The sequence below is a fragment of the Methylobacillus rhizosphaerae genome (genome assembly GCF_900187985.1).
Lineage (GTDB): Bacteria > Pseudomonadota > Gammaproteobacteria > Burkholderiales > Methylophilaceae > Methylobacillus > Methylobacillus rhizosphaerae.
Genome location: NZ_FZOA01000009.1, coordinates 42961 through 60563 on the forward strand (window position 1 = coordinate 42961; position 17603 = coordinate 60563).

General features: G+C 51.5%; 17 protein-coding genes and 1 pseudogene. 9 read left to right on the forward strand and 9 right to left on the reverse strand.

All coding sequences use genetic code 11. The annotated features are described in order from the left end of the window. Nucleotides 1-13: 13 nt before the first annotated feature. Entirely contained in the window at nt 14-310 is a 297-nt protein-coding gene (locus CHB59_RS10520; RefSeq protein WP_089376237.1) for a DUF1840 domain-containing protein, read from the reverse strand. Between the two features lie 66 nt (nt 311-376). Further along, nucleotides 377-559, reverse strand: coding sequence for a PLD nuclease N-terminal domain-containing protein (locus CHB59_RS10525; protein WP_089376202.1), 183 nt, complete (start codon nt 557-559; stop codon nt 377-379). A 181-nt stretch (nt 560-740) separates the two neighbouring features. Here CHB59_RS10525 and CHB59_RS11765 point away from each other — a divergent pair, with 181 nt between their 5' ends. After that, nucleotides 741-1748 (forward strand): CobW family GTP-binding protein, encoded by a 1008-nt coding sequence (locus CHB59_RS11765; RefSeq protein WP_218816229.1) that lies wholly within the window; start codon nt 741-743, stop codon nt 1746-1748. Here the strand turns inward: CHB59_RS11765 and CHB59_RS10535 are convergent. The 5 genes and pseudogenes from CHB59_RS10535 to CHB59_RS10550 form a co-directional block, all read right to left on the reverse strand. Further along, the gene (locus CHB59_RS10535; RefSeq protein WP_089376203.1) at nt 1717-2739 is read right to left on the reverse strand and encodes a CobW family GTP-binding protein; all 1023 of its coding nucleotides are present in this window, start codon (nt 2737-2739) and stop codon (nt 1717-1719) included. The genes CHB59_RS11765 and CHB59_RS10535 overlap by 32 nt on opposite strands. 37 nt (nt 2740-2776) lie before the next feature. Then, nucleotides 2777-4393 (reverse strand): LTA synthase family protein, encoded by a 1617-nt coding sequence (locus CHB59_RS10540; protein ID WP_089376204.1) that lies wholly within the window; start codon nt 4391-4393, stop codon nt 2777-2779. Nucleotides 4394-4640: 247 nt separating this feature from the next. Then, nucleotides 4641-4729 (reverse strand): annotated as a pseudogene (locus CHB59_RS11925) (GTP-binding protein); the annotation flags it as partial. A gap of 27 nt (nt 4730-4756) precedes the next feature. Then, nucleotides 4757-5176 (reverse strand): RNA polymerase-binding protein DksA, encoded by a 420-nt coding sequence (dksA, locus tag CHB59_RS10545; protein ID WP_089376205.1) that lies wholly within the window; start codon nt 5174-5176, stop codon nt 4757-4759. Nucleotides 5177-5335: 159 nt separating this feature from the next. Continuing rightward, nucleotides 5336-5731, reverse strand: coding sequence for a Fur family transcriptional regulator (locus CHB59_RS10550; protein WP_245835120.1), 396 nt, complete (start codon nt 5729-5731; stop codon nt 5336-5338). 80 nt (nt 5732-5811) lie between these two features. Between CHB59_RS10550 and CHB59_RS10555 the strand changes: the two genes are divergently transcribed. The 5 genes from CHB59_RS10555 to CHB59_RS10575 are packed head-to-tail and all read left to right on the forward strand — an operon-like array spanning nt 5812 to nt 10434. Further along, complete coding sequence (locus tag CHB59_RS10555; RefSeq protein ID WP_089376207.1) at nt 5812-7680, forward strand: ribonuclease catalytic domain-containing protein; 1869 nt, start codon at nt 5812-5814, stop codon at nt 7678-7680. Further along, a complete protein-coding gene (locus tag CHB59_RS10560) occupies nt 7680-8483 on the forward strand; it encodes a polyamine aminopropyltransferase (RefSeq protein ID WP_089376208.1) in 804 nt (267 codons plus the stop codon). The genes CHB59_RS10555 and CHB59_RS10560 overlap by 1 nt, the downstream gene beginning before the upstream one ends. A gap of 18 nt (nt 8484-8501) precedes the next feature. Further along, a complete protein-coding gene (locus CHB59_RS10565) occupies nt 8502-9659 on the forward strand; it encodes a THUMP domain-containing class I SAM-dependent RNA methyltransferase (protein ID WP_089376209.1) in 1158 nt (385 codons plus the stop codon). Next, complete coding sequence (locus CHB59_RS10570) at nt 9652-10026, forward strand: nucleotide pyrophosphohydrolase (protein WP_089376210.1); 375 nt, start codon at nt 9652-9654, stop codon at nt 10024-10026. The genes CHB59_RS10565 and CHB59_RS10570 overlap by 8 nt, the downstream gene beginning before the upstream one ends. Nucleotides 10027-10035: 9 nt before the next feature. Beyond that, complete coding sequence (locus CHB59_RS10575; protein WP_089376211.1) at nt 10036-10434, forward strand: group III truncated hemoglobin; 399 nt, start codon at nt 10036-10038, stop codon at nt 10432-10434. A 94-nt stretch (nt 10435-10528) separates the two neighbouring features. Here the strand turns inward: CHB59_RS10575 and tpx are convergent, their stop codons facing one another. Further along, complete coding sequence (gene tpx / locus CHB59_RS10580) at nt 10529-11029, reverse strand: thiol peroxidase (protein ID WP_089376212.1); 501 nt, start codon at nt 11027-11029, stop codon at nt 10529-10531. 157 nt (nt 11030-11186) lie between these two features. Here tpx and dnaE point away from each other — a divergent pair, with 157 nt between their 5' ends. From dnaE to tilS, 3 genes are all read left to right on the forward strand, one after another. After that, nucleotides 11187-14636 carry a DNA polymerase III subunit alpha gene (gene dnaE, locus CHB59_RS10585; protein ID WP_179212144.1) on the forward strand — a complete coding sequence of 1150 codons (3450 nt, stop codon included), beginning with the start codon at nt 11187-11189 and terminating at the stop codon, nt 14634-14636. A gap of 27 nt (nt 14637-14663) precedes the next feature. Continuing rightward, nucleotides 14664-15632 (forward strand): acetyl-CoA carboxylase carboxyltransferase subunit alpha, encoded by a 969-nt coding sequence (locus CHB59_RS10590; protein ID WP_179212145.1) that lies wholly within the window; start codon nt 14664-14666, stop codon nt 15630-15632. Between the two features lie 61 nt (nt 15633-15693). Continuing rightward, nucleotides 15694-17034, forward strand: a complete 1341-nt coding sequence (tilS, locus tag CHB59_RS10595; protein ID WP_245835121.1) for a tRNA lysidine(34) synthetase TilS — start codon at nt 15694-15696, stop codon at nt 17032-17034. Here the strand turns inward: tilS and CHB59_RS10600 are convergent. Continuing rightward, complete coding sequence (locus tag CHB59_RS10600) at nt 17008-17592, reverse strand: arylesterase (protein WP_245835122.1); 585 nt, start codon at nt 17590-17592, stop codon at nt 17008-17010. The two genes, tilS and CHB59_RS10600, sit on opposite strands and share 27 nt — an antisense overlap. Nucleotides 17593-17603 lie beyond the last annotated feature (11 nt).

The following is a 17603-nucleotide window of genomic DNA, read 5'->3' on the forward strand; positions in this document are numbered from 1 at the left end:
ATGAGCAGGAAATTTATTTCCACATGACGTCACTGTGGTTGTTGATGGCAGATTCCAGCAACTTGATCAAAGGCAGGGCGCGGTTTTTAAGGCTGACATGCGCGGGGTTGCCTTCACTATCCTCTCCGCTAGCGGTATCTGCAGTTGTACTCAAACCTTGCTGCAAATGTTGCAAGGCCTGTGGCACATCATCAGCCAGGATGGCGCCAGGAATAGTGCCGCTATGACCCATGAGGTGGAGCAGTTGTGTTGCAATGTCGCCGAACAGCATGATGTCGCTGTAACGGCTGGTAGAAAAGGTAACGAGCATGATAAAGGCCTTGAAGATATGGGCAGGCAGGCCGCATGAGAACATGCAGCCTGTCAATCAACTGATTTAGTTGGTTTTGCTGCCTGGGCCGGCAAAATACCAGACAATGAGGCCGACTACGGGGAATATCAATACGCCAAGAATCCAGAGGATTTTCTTTACCGTATCAGCTGAGCTCTGGAGGATCTTGATGATGGCATAGATATCTGCTACGAAAATCAGTAAGGCGATAATGCTTTGGTTTTGCATGGTGTTTTCCTTTTTCTTAGTAATGAAATAAACGACCAACCCCCTGTTTGGGCTTCATACAAGAGCATATGTTGCACATGTAATACCGTATATCAGATCATACGTGAATTACACGTAAGACTTTACCGACTTGCCGGCAAGCTTGGCAAGTTAATGTTTCATCTTGACCAGGAGTATATTGATGAATGAGGCGACCCGCCTGCCTGTGACTTTGTTGACCGGGTTTCTCGGGAGTGGCAAGACTACTTTGCTCAACCATTGGCTGCTTCAGCCGGAAATGCGGGATACATTGGTCATCATCAATGAATTCGGGGAAATCAGCCTAGATCATCTGCTGGTAGCGCACCAGCTGGACAGTACAGTCGTGATGGAGTTGAGCAATGGCTGTCTTTGCTGTCAATTGCGCACAGACCTGAAGCAGGTACTCAAGGATATCCAGTGGCGTTTCTCGCGCAATGGCAAGCGGCAATTCCAGCGTGTCGTGATTGAAACCAGCGGTGTGGCAGACCCAGCTCCCATCCTGCATACCTTGATGCGCGACACTTACCTGGCTGCAGCATACCAGCTGGATGGCATCGTGACAGTGGTGGATGGTATGCTGGGCGAGACTACGCTGGACAAGTATCCGGAAGCGGTCAAGCAAGTGCAGCTGGCGGATATTCTCTTGCTGTCCAAGCTGGATATGACAGATGTTTCCATGTTGCAAACGCTGAAAACGCGCCTGCACAAATTGAATCCCCAGGCCCAGCTGTTGCTATCTGACTTCAACTCCGGGCAAGTGCCAACACCCGCTCTATTATTCGGTAGCACAGAAGAACGCGGTTTTCCTCACTGGTTATCAGCGCTGCTTCAGCCCGTATTGCATGGCGCAGAAATAAGCACCTTGAGCCTGGCGCTGGATCGGCCGGTACCACGACTGGATTTTGAGCAATGGCTGGACCATCTGCGTGGTTTTGCTGCTCCGGGCTTATTGCGCTTCAAGGGGATCTTTCACCTAGAGAACGAGGCTGCTCCCGTGACTGTGCATCGGGTTCAGCATGTTCTGGGTAAGCCGGAAATATTGCGGCACTGGGATGCAAGTGACCAGCGCAGCCGCCTGGTTTTTATCACCCAGGATGAACTGGATCATGAAATCAGGCAGTTGCTACAACCCCTGGCTAGATTTGCATCAATGCATCACGAATCTTGAGTTCATCCAGCCCTTTGCCGATCAGCACGATGCGCGTGATGGGTTCATCCTCATCCCAACCTTGCAGCAGGTTAGGCGGATAAAGAGTATGGTGTACGGCATGGATGGCAATCGGGGCAGGGAGATCCTCAGCATGGATGATGCCTTTCATGCGCAGGAGGCTTTCCCCATGTTCGGCGCACAACCATTGCAACACCGGCTCAAGCTGCATCCAGGTCAACGGCTTGGGCATGGTGACTGTGAAACTGGTGATTTCATCTTCATGCACGGTTTGCGGCAACATTCCGCGTACAGCCTTGGAGCGGGATGGCGCGCGTAGCCAGCGTTGTGGCTGCGCCTGCGTGCCGCTGGGATCGAACAGCCCAGCATCAATGATGGCTGACGGATCAATTTCGCCATGTGTAATACGATACTGGGAGGCCCCAGGGTTGATCTGCTGCAGAGTGGCTGATAGCGTATCCAGCTCCGCTGCAGTGGCCAGGTCGGTCTTGCTGAGCAACAGGACATCGGCAACAGCCGCTTGTTTACGGGCCTCGCCATGTTCAGAGATTTGCTGCAAGCCATATTGGCTGTCTATGGTGACTACCACTGCGTCCAAACGGTAAGTCGAGGAAATCACCGGCTCATTGAGCAAGTTGGCCATGATGGGGCCAGGGTCGGCCATGCCGGTGGTTTCAATGACCAGGCGATTGAACATGGGGATGGCCTCCAGCTGACGCTTGAAAAACAGGTCACGCATGGTGTCGGCGAGCTCGTTGCTCAGGGTGCAGCACAGGCAGCCGGATTCCAGTAGCACGGTGTTGTCGGCAATCTGCTGGCTTTCCACAGTGCGGGCGAGGATATGATCCAGCCCGGCGCTACCCAGCTCATTGATGATCACGGCAGTATTCTTCATGCCTGGATTATTGAGTAGTTTATTGAGCAGCGTGGTCTTGCCGCTGCCAAGAAATCCGGTCAGCAGCGTGACCGGGATACGATGGTCCAGAGTCATGGTAAGCCTTGATAATAATTATGGTGGATAATAAAAACTATCCGCTGATGTGATAAAACAGCCTGATTAAGTGATGGTCTTCTAACGGCGTGACGGTATAGTTCCCTTTGGAGTCTGGATTGATTGAAAAGAAAATATCCCCGATGGCAGAAATATTGGATAAGGGATTATTGCAGTCAATATCGAACAAAGAGCAACCGAGAAAATAATTGTCGCCGGCATTAATGCCGATGATATTTAAAATTGTAGGTGCCAGAGACAGGCTGTTTTTTCCTTTTGCGTCAAACACATCATGTTTTATGCTTTTTCCTAGTATCATAAATGGAATTTTGTCAACAAAGAATGAGTTGTTTGTACCGAAACTTTTCTTAAATTCAGGTGTGGGGAAGGTTGAGTGATCTCCGGTCAGGATTAATATCGTATCGTCATAATATTTACTGGATCTGAACCACGAGATAAACGAACCAATTTGCTCATCAAGATTGTGGAATTTATTGTAATAAGAGTTTTTTCCATCCATATACGCTGTATCTGGGCTATCCAAGCCATGATGAGTGCCTGATGGATATATGCCAATAAAAAATGGCTGGTCATTTGTATCCATGCTGGATACTATATCACTCAATGCCTTGAATGATGCCTTGTCTGACATTCTATCGTTTACTGACCAATTGAAATCTTCCATACCAAACACTTTGTGAAAAGGCATGGATGCCAATAGGCTATTGAGGTTGCTATCTCTTTCTGTGGAAGAGATGAAATAGGTGTGATAGCCGTGATTATTCAATATCTCGGGCAGGGAGATCAATTTTCCTGAATACATTTTTTTTACTTTTTCTTTATTGATCTGGTCCAGGCCATTATTCTGCTTGGTGATGCCGTCCCTGTACTGATATCCAGAAATTAATTGTCCTCTCAATCCTCTGAATGTAGCGGCGGTGTGGTTGAAGTAATTATCTACATAAAATCCTTCTTCATATGCCGAGGATATATTAGGGGTTAGATTCAGCGCCTTGTTATTGTTTTTATCGATGACAATAGAAGATAATCCTTCAGAGAAAATAACAATGATATTGGGACTCTTCTTGATATGCTGAAGCGAGTCAGGCAGTGTTGAAGTGTCGTAGAATTTATGTTTCAGGAAGTTCTGGTCTAAATCGAAGTAATTATATGAAGGGTGATAGGATACCTGCTTGTATGTATAATACAGTGTGGATATGCTACTTCTTATCGGTCCAGTGAATAGCAGGGAAATAATGACTGGAGCAATTAAGAATCTTCCTAATTTTAACTTTTTCTGTTTGATAATAAGCAGGGATAAAGAGAAATATAATATGGTAACCAGTATTATTTTGAATAATGCCTCATTACCTACAGCAGATGCCTCCTCTATATTCAAAATGGTGAGGGGGATGAGGAATTCTCCTGTGCTGATGACCGAATTTATCTGACTTGATAAGACAAGGTTATATATGATCCACAGCGTAGACCTGAGGTAGTTGTTGCTAATTGCGCAAACAAAGATGCAAATGAGGAATACTTCTGTACATATGCGGAGTGAAATGGAAAAAGACGCATCACTAAAGAAAAAAAGCAATGCGGATGTGACCAATAAGTAAATAAGTGGATAGTGGTATTTCTTGATGAAACTCATTATAAAAGTTGAATTGCGATTTGATCTTGTCATTTTTTATGATGATTATTTTTACAGACGGTACTGAATCACAATTTCTCTATTTGACGTTGGGAAGGATTGTAACAGATCATCTTTGTACGATAGATTTGTGGTGTTCCTGAGCATCCTGCGGATAACCCGTAGATGCTTCCAGAAGATACATGATCCATTTTCTGCTGCATAACGTATTTTATTGAATAATTCCTATTTGTATGACTTCCCCTATATTATTGAGAATATGATTGAGCAGGTAGTTTTACCTGCACCAAGGAATCCTGACAGGACTGTGACGGGTAGTTTCTTATCTTTTTTCATATTGATTTCTGTATTCATAATGACTAGCTAGCTTCTGAATTGGCGCTCCCGTCTTTCATGACGTTCCTGAGCTTCCAGTGATAGTGTGGCCGTCGGCCTGGCAAGTAGCCTGTTTAGGCCGATGGGGTCTCCGGTCTCTTCGCAATATCCGTATTCGCCATTCGTGATGCGCTGCAGTGCGGCGCTGATTTTCTTTTCCAGCTTTCTTTCGCGATCACGCGTGCGCAATTCCAGCGTATGCAATTCCTCTTGCGTGGCCCGATCGGCGGGGTCAGGAAAATCTTCGTGTTCACGCAGATGGTTTCCTGTGGCGACAGCGTTATTGCGGATACTAATCAGCTGCTGCTCAAGTAGCTGGCGGAAAAATAAAAGTTGTTGTGCATTCATATACTGATTGCCAGGCATGCACAGCAAGTCTTCCGTAGTTATGACAGAGGAAGTTGACATTCCCTGAGTTCCAATAATGCAACAAAGTTGCATATTAAGGCGGTAAGTTTATTTTTGCAACTATGTTGCATTATTTTTTGGATTGGTAATACAAGGCGTCAGGAAAAGGCTGGTAAAATTGGCCAGTGTAGATGTGCTGGCCAGGAATGTGCCCGCTAATCAAGCGGCATTACATTGATCGCACTGGCCTTTGATATTGAGTTCGACGGATTCGACGGTAAAGTGGGCAGGTACGCTATTGGGTACTTTTGGTTTTACATCATCCAGACAGAACATTTTGCCGCATGACGTGCATTCAAAGTGTGCGTGATGGTGTTTGGCATTATGCTGGGTGACTTGAAAGCGCCTGGTACGGTCTTCACCCATGATAGGGTGTACTAGGCTGCATTCCACCAGCCAGTCCAGGACACGGTAAAGCGTGACACGATCAAATGGTGCTGATTGGGTGAGTGTCTGCAGCAGCTCATGGTGAGTGAGGGGAAACTCGGACTCCAGCAGGATATTGAGTACTGCGACACGGGAAGAGGTTGGGCGTTGCCCGATCTCATGTATCATTCGTTCGGCGTTATGCATAGGCGCTAAATTACAGACAATCAACGCGTGCCGTCAACTGGGCACGACCAAAAAGCAGGATTATGAACGTATTTTTTGAAGAAGAGGGTAGTTTCAAGGTTGCCTCGGTCATGACGGAAAACCCCAGTTCTCTCCAGGTGGAATCCATTTCCGGCAAACGCTCCAAAATCAAGTCTTCCAATGTGCTGATGCATTTTGAGGGCACACTTTCGGGATTCATGGAGCAGGCGACAACTGAGGCTGAAACGCTGGATGTATCTTTCCTGTGGGAGTGTTGTGGCGAACCCGAGTTCGGCTTTGAGGAGCTTGCCCAGGAATATCATGGTGCCAAGCCTACTTCCATTCAGGCTGCTGCAATTGCCATACGGTTGCACAGCGCTCCCATGTATTTTTACCGTAAAGGCAAGGGGCGGTACAAGGCGGCCCCTGAGGAGACCTTGCAGGCAGCGTTGGCAGGGTTGGAAAAGAAGCGGTTGCAAGCAGAAAAAGTAGCGCAATATGTAGAGCAACTCAAGCGTAACCAGTTGCCGGCAGAGTTCGACGCCAAGGTGATAGATGCCTTGCTGTACCAGCCGGACAAAAACAGCCTCGAGTGGAAAGCGCTAGAACAAGCGGCGATTGAAACCCATCAGCATATGGTGCGCATATTGGCTGCATGTGGGGCCATTGCTTCTGTGCATGATTATCACCTTGGAGCATTCCTGCGCGAGTATTTTGCGGATGGTGCAGATTTTCCGCAACTGGAGCTGCCCGTACTTGCACAGGATTTACCGCGCGCTGAGGCAGAAGCGTTCAGTATTGATGACAGTACCACCACGGAAATTGATGATGCCTTTACGCTGGTGGCGCTGGCGGACGGCATAACGCGCGTAGGCATCCATATTGCGGCTCCCGCGCTGGGGATATTGCCGGGTAGTGAGCTGGATCAGGTGGTGTTGCAGCGCTTGTCTACAGTCTATATGCCTGGGAACAAGATCACCATGCTGCCTGAGGAGGTGGTGACGCCGTTCAGCCTCAACGAAGGAGAATGGCGTCCTGCCTTGTCGCTGTATCTGGATGTGGCACCTGATTACAGCATCATTGCCCATGAAAGCCGGGTGGAGCAGGTGAAAGTGGCTGCCAATCTGCGCCATGATACGCTGGAGCCATATTTCAATGAGAACACGTTGGAGCAGGATAGCGGGCATCCGTACTGGCAGAAGTTGCTGTTCCTGTTCAGGCTGGCAGAGTCATTGGAAAAAGCCCGAGGGAAATTTGACCCAACGCGACCGATTCAAACAGATTACAACTTTTATGTGAAAGATGGGCATGTCAGTATTGTGGGCCGCCGCCGAGGGGCTCCTATTGATAAATTGGTATCCGAACTCATGATAGAAGCCAACAGTCATTGGGGTGGGTTGCTGGCAGAACACCAGGTACCTGGAATCTATCGCGCGCAAGGGAACGGAAAAGTGTATATGACCGTCAAGGCTGAGCCGCACCAGGGTCTAGGGGTGAGCCAGTACAGCTGGAGTACTTCGCCATTGCGCCGGGCGGTTGATCTTGTGAATCAGCGACAGATCATTTCTGTCGTTCGGCAGGAAAGCCCGATTTATCCGCAGGGAAGTGACGAACTCGCCGTGACAATGCGCAATTTCGACCTGACCTATAACGCCTACAACGAATTCCAGACGCGTATGGAGCGCTACTGGTGCCTGCAATATTTACTGCAGGAAGGTATCAGTGAGATCGGTGCCGTGGTGTGGCGCGAGAGTTTGGTGCGGATTGACGGCATGCCACTGATCACCAAGGTGCATGGCATGCCTGAGCTGGCGCCGGGCAGCCGTGTGCTGATTGAAATACAAAAGGTTGATACCCTGCTGGTTGAGCTGGAAAGCCGCTTCAAATCCCTGGAGCAGGGTGAGGAGACTGAAGAAAGTGTGGCTGCCTGATGCTGAGAGTCGGAAGAAAGATTGCACGCAGTATCCATAAGGCCATTACCAGCGAGGATAGCGTGGATGTGAGCGAAATTGATGGCGTACGCTCCCTGCACCTGGGTTCGGACACCATCCAGAGTTCGATGCGTGTAAAGGATCCTTACGCGCTCGAGCTGCGTTATTCCCGTGGCATGATGGTATTCATGCTGTTCCAGAAAAAGCCCGTGGATCTGGTGGTGCTCGGCCTGGGCGGAGGCTCGATTCCCAAGTATGTTTATCATCACCTGCCGCAAATGAAGACACGGGTGGTGGAAATTAACCCACGCATCATCGAGGTGGCCCGCAGCCATTTTTTTACACCGGAAAATGATGCGCGTTTTGAGATTATTGAGGGAGACGCAGTTGCTTTCCTGAGGGATAACCCGGGTACGACTTCCATGCTGATGATGGATGCGTTCGGTAGCAATGGTATGCCGGCAGAGCTGTGCTCGCAGGATTTTTTCGATTCCTGTTTCGAAGCTATTACCCTGGATGGCATGTGTGCGATCAATCTCTGGGGCAGCGATAAAAATTACGATGTTTACCTGCAGCGTATTGAGACCAGCTTTCATGGCCGGATGCTGGTGATGCCGACAGGCCGACCAGGCAATGTGGTGGTGTTTGGCTTCAAGCGCGCACCTAATGATCTGCGTTGGAGTACATTACGCGTACGCGCCAAGGCGCTGGAAGCGGAATACAAGATAGAGTTTCTCGAATTTGTCGAGCGCCTGCGCGAACATAACCCTGGTACCAGCAACCGTTTGTTGCTGGAGACCTAAAAGTATTCAGGATACATCATGCATCATCAATTTTTTGCCACTTGTCCTCGAGGACTGGAGTCTTTGCTGGAAGATGAGTTGAAAAGCCTTCACGCACGCCAGATCAAGCCAACGGATGGCGGTGTGGGGTTTGCCGGAGATATGTTGCTTTGCTACCGCGCTAATCTTGAAAGCCGGATTGCCACGCGCATCCTGCTGCAGGTTGGTAAGGGGCGTTACAGCAACGAGGATGAGTTGTATCAGGGGGCAAAAAAGATAGACTGGACTCAATGGTTTGATGTGGAGCAGAACTTCATGGTCAAGGTGACCGGGGTCAAGTGTCCGCTCAAGAGCCTGGAGTTCGCCACCCTACGCATCAAGGATGCCATTTGCGACCGCTTCCGTGAAGAAGTGGGTAGCCGGCCTTCCATTGATACCCGCGAGCCGGATATCCGTGTACATGCCTACCTGGGCGCAGAGGAGTATCAGCTTTATGTGGATACTTCCGGCAATGCCTTGTATCAGCGAGGCTTGCGTCGCGCGAGTATTGAGGCGCCATTGCGCGAAAACCTGGCTGCAGGCATCCTGAAACTATCAGGCTGGCAACCTGGTACGCCATTGCTGGACCCTATGTGTGGCAGCGGGACTTTCCTGCTGGAGGCTGCCATGATGGCACTGGACATTGCGCCAGGCAGCAATCGCCGCTTTGGATTTGAACGATTGCGGAATTTCAATGCCGCTGCCTGGCAGTCGTTGCTCAAGCAGGCGAAAAGCCGTGCCAAGCCTGTGACATTCCAGAAACTATATGGCAGTGACCTGGATCTGCGGGCAGTCAGGGTGACACGCCAGAACCTGGAACAGGCTGGGCTGCGCGACGCGGTACAGATTGCACATGGTGACTTTACCGAAACGCTGCCTCCTGCAACAGAAGGTACCCTGGTGGCAAATCCACCGTATGGTGTGCGCATCGGGGAAGATGAAGACTTGGCAGCGTTATATCCCAAGATGGGAGAATCTCTGAAAAGGAAGTTTGCGGGATGGAATACCTATTTCCTGACCAATGACATGAGACTGCCCAAGCTTATGCGCCTTGCGCCAAGCAAGCGTACACCCTTGTTTAATGGGGCACTTGAGTGCCGCTTGTTTGAGATCAGGATGGTGGCGGGTTCTAATCGCAAGGAAAAATCTCATGACTGAGCAGTCTCGTGCAGACTCACTGGCGCAGTTGCGTGCGCGTATCAACCAGTTTGTGGCTGAGCGCGACTGGGAGCAGTTTCACACACCGAAGAATCTTGCCATGGCAATGATTGTGGAGGCAGCCGAGGTGGTTGAGCATTTTCAGTGGGATACGCCGCAGGAAAGTATTGCGTTGAGCGAAGAGCGCAAGACGGAAATTGGCTACGAACTGGCTGATACCATGGTCTACCTGCTGCGTATTGCAGAAGTCTGCGGTATAGACCTGATTGCGGCTGCCAATGCCAAGATCGACCTGAATGCCAAAAAGTACCCGGTCGAGAAGGCACGTGGCAGCAATGCCAAATATACCGCTTATCAGGATCAATAGGCTTTTTCCATGCGTGAGCGCCTTATTTGCACAGAAGATGAAATCCGTTCGCTGGTTGATGCGTTTTATGCAACCGTGCGCGAGGATGCTCAGCTGGGGCCTATTTTCAATGCCCATGTCAGTGACTGGGATGAGCATCTGAGGAAGTTGACTGATTTCTGGAGCGGTATCCTGCTGGGCACCCAGCGCTTCTCGGGCACGCCCATGTCCAGGCATATCGCATTGCCGGAACTAAATGCAGAATTATTCAAGCACTGGCTGGCATTGTTTCACCAGACTCTTGCCATGCAGCCCAACCAGGCTTTGCAGGCGCAGGCCGAGTTAATGGCAGGCAGGATTGCCAATAGCTTATGGATGGGTTACCAAATGCATCATAAGCCAGGTGAATTGCCGTCAGGATTGACGTAAAGCCTGATGACATGAAGTGGAGCAGGACTCGTCTGGACAGGTTCCAGAAAGAGTAGAGGAGGCAGCCGCGGCATGCCGCGACTGCTTTACTGATTTACAGTACTGCCAGTGCCGCTTCGTAATTGGGTTCGTTGGCGATTTCAGAAACCAGTTCGCTGTGCAATACCTGGTTGTTCTCGTCCAGTACCACAACCGCACGGGCAGTCAGGCCTGCCAGGCTGCTGTCGAGAATCTGCACGCCATAATCCCCGGAGAATTTTGCAGTGTCACGGAAGGTGGAGAGTGTCACTACGTTTTCCAGACCTTCAGCGCCGCAGAAACGGCTTTGTGCAAATGGCAAGTCAGCAGAGACGCAGAGTACGACAGTATTGTCGAGATTGCTGGCTTGCTTGTTGAAAGTGCGTACTGAGGTAGCGCAAGTCGGGGTATCAATACTTGGGAAGATGTTCAGTACTTTGCGTTTGCCGGCAAAATCCGCCAGGCTCAACAGGCTACGCTTGGCATCCGCCAGTTGAAAATCAGGAGCTGTTGCGCCTTTCTGTGGCAGGTTGCCGCCAATCTGTACCGGGTTACCTTTGAGAGTGACTGTTGCCATGAATCAGATCCTTTTCCGTAAACAAGTTGAATGATGGTTAAAGGCCCAGTGTAGCGCAGTAAGGGCGCAAGTGGGTAGTGCTTCTTCAGATGAGAAGGAGCTCCGGCTACAATATCTTGGTATCAAGATGGGGGAATCAGGTAAAATCGGGGCAGTTATGTCTAATCCATCATTCATCCATCTTCGCTGTCATAGCGAATACTCTGTCGTTGATGGCACTGTGCGTATTGGCGATTACGTCAAGCAGGCAGTTGCTGATCAGATGCCGGCCCTGGCATTGACTGACCTGAACAACCTGTTTGGTGCAGTCAAGTTCTACAAAGCAGCCCGGGGCAAAGGTATCAAGCCGCTGATCGGAGCCGATATCTGGCTGGAAAATGAGTCCAAGCGCGACCAGCCTTACCGTATGTTGCTGCTGTGTCAGACAGATCAGGGATATCTGCGCTTGTGTGAGTTGCTGAGTCGTGCCTACCTGCATAACCAGTATCGTGATCGTGCTGAGATCAAGTATGAGTGGCTGCATGAAGGAGGCAGTGAAGGGTTGATCCTCCTGTCGGGGGCCATGGGGGGTGATATTGGGCAAGCCTTGCTGCAGGGGAATGCCGCCCAGGCGCAGCAGCTGGCAGAAAAATGGGCGGCGCTGTTCCCGCAGCGTTTCTATATTGAATTGCAGCGTACCGATCATGTCCAGCAGGAAGCGTATATCAATAAGGCATTGGCTCTGGCCAGTGCCTTGAGTCTGCCAGTAGTGGCAACGCATCCGGTGCAGTTCATGACCCAGGATGATTTCAAGGCACATGAGGCCCGGGTATGTATTGCCCAGGGGTATGTGCTGGCAGACAACCGCAGGCCAAAACTTTTCACTGAAGAGCAGTATTTCAAGACCCAGGCGCAGATGGCAACATTGTTTGCCGATATTCCTGAGGCATTGGCCAACAGCGTCGAGATTGCCAAGCGTTGCAACCTGACCCTTACACTGGGCAAGAATTACCTGCCGCAATTTCCGACACCGAATGGCGAGAGCCTGGATGAGTATTTGAAACTCCAGGCCCAGACTGGTCTTGAAGAGCGGCTTGTCGTACTTTACCCGGACGAGGCTGAGCGTGAAGCTAAGCGCCCGGAATATGAGGCCAGGTTGGAATTTGAGACCGGCATCATCATCCAGATGGGGTTTCCCGGCTATTTCCTGATCGTGGCGGACTTTATCAACTGGGCTAAGAACAATGGTGTGCCGGTCGGGCCGGGCCGGGGGTCGGGTGCAGGCTCACTGGTGGCCTACAGCCTGGGGATTACCGACCTTGATCCTATGCAGTACGCGCTGCTGTTCGAGCGTTTCCTGAATCCAGAGCGGGTTTCCATGCCCGACTTCGATATCGACTTCTGCCAGGAAGGCCGTGACCGTGTCATTGACTATGTCAAACGCAAGTACGGCCTGGACTCGGTCTCACAGATTGCTACTTTCGGTACCATGGCCGCCAAGGCCGTGATCCGCGATGTCGGGCGTGTACTGGACCTGCCTTTCAATTTTGTGGATGGTGTTGCCAAGTTGATTCCGAACGAGCTGGGTATCAGTCTCAGCGATGCGCTGGAAAAGGAACCGCAGCTCAAGGAGCGTCGCGAGCAGGAAGAAGAGGTGGGCGAACTGCTGGAGCTGGCATTGCGACTGGAGGGGTTGACACGCAACATTGGGATGCACGCAGGTGGCGTACTGATTTCACCCGGCAAGATTTCTGATTTTTCTCCTATCTATTGTCAGGCTGGTGGCGAGAGTGTGGTCAGCCAGTATGACAAGGATGATGTCGAGGCGGTGGGCCTGGTCAAGTTTGACTTTCTGGGGTTACGTACCCTGACCATTCTGGATATGGCGCTGGAAAGTGCCAACCTGCAACGCGCAGAAAAAGGCCAGGAGCCGCTGAGTTTTGAAACTTTGCCGCTCAATGACAAAGCCAGCTTCCAGTTGCTCAAGGCCGCCAACACGACAGCAGTATTCCAGCTGGAATCGCGCGGCATGAAGGATATGCTGAAACAGGCCAAGCCTGATGTGTTTGAAGACATCATTGCACTGGTGGCCTTGTATCGACCAGGTCCGATGGATCTGATCCCGGATTTCTGTCGTCGCAAACATGGCTTGCAGCGCGTGGAATATCCACATCCGGCAACGGAACCCATCCTGAAAGAGACTTATGGCATCATGGTCTATCAGGAGCAGGTGATGCAGATTGCCCAGGTGGTTGCGGGCTATAGCCTGGGTGGCGCTGATTTGTTGCGCCGCGCCATGGGTAAGAAAAAAGCGGAAGAAATGGCGCAGCAGCGCAGCATTTTCATTGAGGGCGCAGTCAATAATGGCACCCCAGAAAAGCAGGCTGGCGAGCTATTTGACTTGATGGAAAAGTTTGCCAGCTACGGCTTCAACAAATCTCACGCTGCAGCTTACGCCTTGGTTGCCTACCATACTGCTTATCTGAAGGCACATTATCCAGCAGCATTCATGGCGGCGACTATTTCAGCCGATATGAACAATACGGATAACGTGCACCTGTTCCATGATGACTGTGTTGCCAACCAGCTGGAAGTATTGCCTCCCGATATCAATGCAAGTGAATTCCGCTTCAAGCCTATCAATGACAAACAGATGCTCTACGGTCTGGGCGCGATCAAGGGCACGGGCTGGGCAGCGATTGAGCTGATACTCGCTGCACGCAAGGAGAATGGGCCATTCAAGGACTTGTTCGATTTCTGCAGCCGCCTGGATTTGCGTAAGGTCAATCGCCGCGTAATTGAATCCTTGATCCGTGCAGGCGCATTCGACAAGATCGAGCCCAATCGCGCGGCATTACTGACAGGTGTCAGCCTTGCCATCAGTGCTGCTGAACAGAGTGGGGCTGCAAGCGGGCAGGATAGCCTGTTTGGTTCCGTGATTGACAGTGCTGTCCATGTGTTGCCAGAAACGCCACCGTGGACGGAGAAGCAACAGCTGCAGGAGGAAAAAGCCGCGCTGGGCTTTTACCTGAGTGGACATCCTTACGCAGCCTACCAAAAAGAAGTGGCGACCTTTGTGCGTCAAAGTCTTGCCAATATCAAACCCAGTGACCAGCCACAATTACTGGCTGGTGTGGTGATGGGGATACGTGTGCGCATGACCGGGCGCGGAAAAATGGCGATTGTGACACTGGATGACATGGCCGGACGCGTCGATATTGTGGTCAGTGGCGAGTTGCTGAATGAAAATGCCGCCTTGCTCAAGGAAGATCAGTTGCTGATCGTGGAAGGCCGGGTCAGCCATGACGATTTCTCTGGTGGTGTACGCGTCAATGCACGCCGCCTGAATGATATAGCAGGCGCCCGTAATGATTATGCCAGCCTGCTGAAGATCAGCTGTAATGGTCAGGCTGATGCCGACAAGCTGCGTGGCTTGCTGGCACCGTATTGCAAGCGGGAAACCGCGCCGGCTGAGCGTGGTTGTGCCGTGAAAGTGGCATACCGCAATCAGGAAGCTCAGGTTGAGCTGATGCTGGGAGATGACTGGCGTGTGGAATTGCAGGATGAATTATTGCATGGGCTGAAGGGATGGCTCAGCGATGAAAACGTGAAAATACTTTATAATTGACGCCCTATGAACGCCAAAACCAATAACGTGAAAACCAGTTTCCTTGATTTCGAGCAACCCATTGCCGAACTGGAAGCCAAGATTGAAGAGCTGCGCTATGTGCAGGATGATTCCGCACTGGATATCTCCGAAGAGATAGAGCGACTGCAACAGAAAAACATGACCTTGACCAAGGATATCTATGCCAAGCTTACCGCGTGGCAGATTTCCCAGGTGGCACGTCATCCTCAGCGGCCTTATACCCTGGATTATATCCGTGGTATTTTCACTGATTTTGAGGAGTTGCATGGTGATCGCGCATTTGCCGATGACCCGGCGATTGTCGGTGGCATTGCCCGTTTTGAAGGCCAGCCGGTGATGGTGATCGGCCACCAGAAAGGGCGGGATGTCAAAGAACGGCAGTACCGCAATTTTGGCATGCCGCGTCCGGAAGGATATCGCAAGGCTTTACGCCTGTACCGGCTGGCTGAAAAGTTCAGGATGCCTATCATTACCCTGATTGATACCCCGGGAGCGTATCCGGGTATCGGTGCGGAAGAGCGTGGCCAGTCGGAAGCGATTGCACGCAACCTGTACGTGATGGCTGAACTCACTGTGCCCATCATCGGTGTAATTATCGGTGAAGGTGGCTCTGGTGGCGCACTGGCGCTTGGTGTGGTGGATCACCTGATGATGTTGCAGTATTCCACTTATTCGGTTATTTCACCGGAAGGCTGTGCTTCCATTCTCTGGAAAAGTGCGGACAAGGCTTCGGAAGCTGCTGAAACCCTGGGTATCACTGCTGTGCGACTCAAGACCCTTGGGCTGGTTGATCGTATCGTGCCAGAACCCATGGGCGGGGCCCACCGTGCGCCGGAAGAAATGATGCAGAGTCTGCGTCGCGCTTTGGCAGATGAAATTGCCCGCCTGCAAGTCAAGTCGACAGATAACTTGTTGGGTGCCCGTTATGAGCGTCTCATGAGTTATGGCAAGTTCAAGGAAACCCCTGTCAAATAATCCAATTTTCACGGCTGGAAGCGAGCGCTCCCAGCCGTGTGATCCTGTTGCAGCCTCTCATTTGCCGCCTGCATTGCCAGGCCGGGTGAATGCTTTTCTTTCTTCCCATATCCAGTCAGGGCAACATCTGCTGCTGGCTTTCAGTGGCGGCCTGGACTCTCGAGTCCTGCTGCAGCTGCTGGCCGAAGCACGTGATCAATATGGTTTCACCCTTGAGGCCATGTATGTGCACCATGGCCTGAGTCCCAATGCAGATGCATGGATGGAGTTCTGCCGCGCCGAATGTGCCAGGTTGGAGGTGACATTTCACTGCCGGCATGTGACGGTAGACAGAGATGCTGGCCTGGGCATAGAAGCCAGTGCGAGACGTGCGCGCTATGAAGCCCTGTTGTCAGTACAGGCTGATCATGTCGTGCTGGCGCATCATCAGGATGACCAGGCGGAAACATTGATGTTGCAGTTATTGCGTGGTGCAGGGGCAAAAGGGCTGGCAGGCATGGCAGTACATGACCGGGCAAGGCGCTTGTTGCGCCCTTTGCTGGATTGCCCGCGTGCCGAGCTTGAGTCCTATGCATCATGGGCGGGGTTAGGATGGGTGGATGATGAAAGCAACCAGGATGTCAGCTACGACAGGAATTTCTGCAGGCACCAGGTGTTTCCATTGTTGGCGCAGCGTTTTCCTGCCGTAAGCAAAACCTTGGCGCGCTCTGCAACACATTTGGCGGAGGCTACAGGGTTGCTGGATGAGTTGGCCGCCCTGGATGCGCAGCAAGTGCTGCATGGCAATGGTTTGCAGCTGGCCATGCTGTCGCAGTTGTCTGATGCCCGGGCGCGTAACCTGTTACGTTGGTGGTTGAATATGCATGCCTTGCCCATGCCAGGCCTGCCACGATTGCAGGAAATGCTGCAGCAGTTGCTGCAGGCCGGTGAGACTGCGATGATCAAGGTGCAAGTGCACGAGTCAACTTATCTGCGGCGCTATCAAGGCATGGCATACCTGAGTGTGGAGTTGCCATTGCCCATGTCTGCGGATTTATTCTGGCAGGGAGAAGCGTTGCTGTCATTGCCGGGAAACGGCTGTTTGTCGTGTGAACAGGCTTATGGTGTAGGCTTGTCCATGGTGCGGATCCAGGGGCGCCAGCTTGCAGTGCGTTATCGCAGTGGCGGTGAGCGTTTCAAGCCGGATGCTGGAAGGCCTACACGCACGCTCAAACAGTTATATCAGGAGCGGCATGTGCCTCCATGGTTGCGTGAGCGCATGCCACTGCTTTACCTGGGCGATGAGTTAATTGTTGTGCCAGGGATAGGAGTTGCCTGCGGGTGGCAGGCCCAGGCAGGGGAACAGGGGCTAGTCGTGCATTGGCAGCCTGCCGGCTCAACGCGATTGACTGCTCCTGAGTAGTGGTTCCAGGCTATGCCAGACATTATCAAGTATCTTTTCCTGGGCATTGGCCTTGGGATGTAGGCCATCATCCTGGATGAACTCAGGCTGGCCGGCAACACCATCCAGCAGGAATTTAACCAAAGGCAGTTTGAACTCCTGAGCCAGCGCAGGATAGGTTGCGCTGAACTCTTTTGTATATTTGGGGCCATAGTTCGGGGGTATCATCATGCCAACAAGCAGGACGCGGGCATGGGTCTGCTGGCTGGTCCTGATCATGGAGGCCAGATTGGCGTGCATATCGCGGATGGGCAGCCCACGCAAGCCATCGTTGGCACCCAGTTCAAGAATGACGATATCGGGCTTGTGCTGCTGCAGCACTGCAGCCATGCGGCTTGACCCGCCACTGGTGGTTTCGCCGCTGATGCTGGTATTGACCACTTTGTAGCCCGGATATTGCTGCTTGAGCCTGAGTTCCAGCAGCGTGGCCCAGCCTTGTTCGCGTGGGATGCCATAGGCCGCGGACAGGCTGTCGCCATGCACGACAATCGTGGCGGCTTGTACAGAATGAATCATCATGGCCCAGATGA

Excerpts from the sequence above, each read along its gene's own strand:
- CHB59_RS10520 (WP_089376237.1), bottom strand. The coding sequence starts at position 310 with ATGCTCGTTACCTTTTCTACCAGCCGTTACAGCGACATCATGCTGTTC.
- CHB59_RS10525 (WP_089376202.1), bottom strand. The coding sequence starts at position 559 with ATGCAAAACCAAAGCATTATCGCCTTACTGATTTTCGTAGCAGATATC.
- CHB59_RS11765 (WP_218816229.1), top strand. The coding sequence starts at position 741 with ATGAATGAGGCGACCCGCCTGCCTGTGACTTTGTTGACCGGGTTTCTC.
- CHB59_RS10535 (WP_089376203.1), bottom strand. The coding sequence starts at position 2,739 with ATGACTCTGGACCATCGTATCCCGGTCACGCTGCTGACCGGATTTCTT.
- CHB59_RS10540 (WP_089376204.1), bottom strand. The coding sequence starts at position 4,393 with ATGAGTTTCATCAAGAAATACCACTATCCACTTATTTACTTATTGGTC.
- dksA (WP_089376205.1), bottom strand. The coding sequence starts at position 5,176 with ATGTCAACTTCCTCTGTCATAACTACGGAAGACTTGCTGTGCATGCCT.
- CHB59_RS10550 (WP_245835120.1), bottom strand. The coding sequence starts at position 5,731 with ATGATACATGAGATCGGGCAACGCCCAACCTCTTCCCGTGTCGCAGTA.
- CHB59_RS10555 (WP_089376207.1), top strand. The coding sequence starts at position 5,812 with ATGAACGTATTTTTTGAAGAAGAGGGTAGTTTCAAGGTTGCCTCGGTC.
- CHB59_RS10560 (WP_089376208.1), top strand. The coding sequence starts at position 7,680 with ATGCTGAGAGTCGGAAGAAAGATTGCACGCAGTATCCATAAGGCCATT.
- CHB59_RS10565 (WP_089376209.1), top strand. The coding sequence starts at position 8,502 with ATGCATCATCAATTTTTTGCCACTTGTCCTCGAGGACTGGAGTCTTTG.
- CHB59_RS10570 (WP_089376210.1), top strand. The coding sequence starts at position 9,652 with ATGACTGAGCAGTCTCGTGCAGACTCACTGGCGCAGTTGCGTGCGCGT.
- CHB59_RS10575 (WP_089376211.1), top strand. The coding sequence starts at position 10,036 with ATGCGTGAGCGCCTTATTTGCACAGAAGATGAAATCCGTTCGCTGGTT.
- tpx (WP_089376212.1), bottom strand. The coding sequence starts at position 11,029 with ATGGCAACAGTCACTCTCAAAGGTAACCCGGTACAGATTGGCGGCAAC.
- dnaE (WP_179212144.1), top strand. The coding sequence starts at position 11,187 with ATGTCTAATCCATCATTCATCCATCTTCGCTGTCATAGCGAATACTCT.
- CHB59_RS10600 (WP_245835122.1), bottom strand. The coding sequence starts at position 17,592 with ATGATGATTCATTCTGTACAAGCCGCCACGATTGTCGTGCATGGCGAC.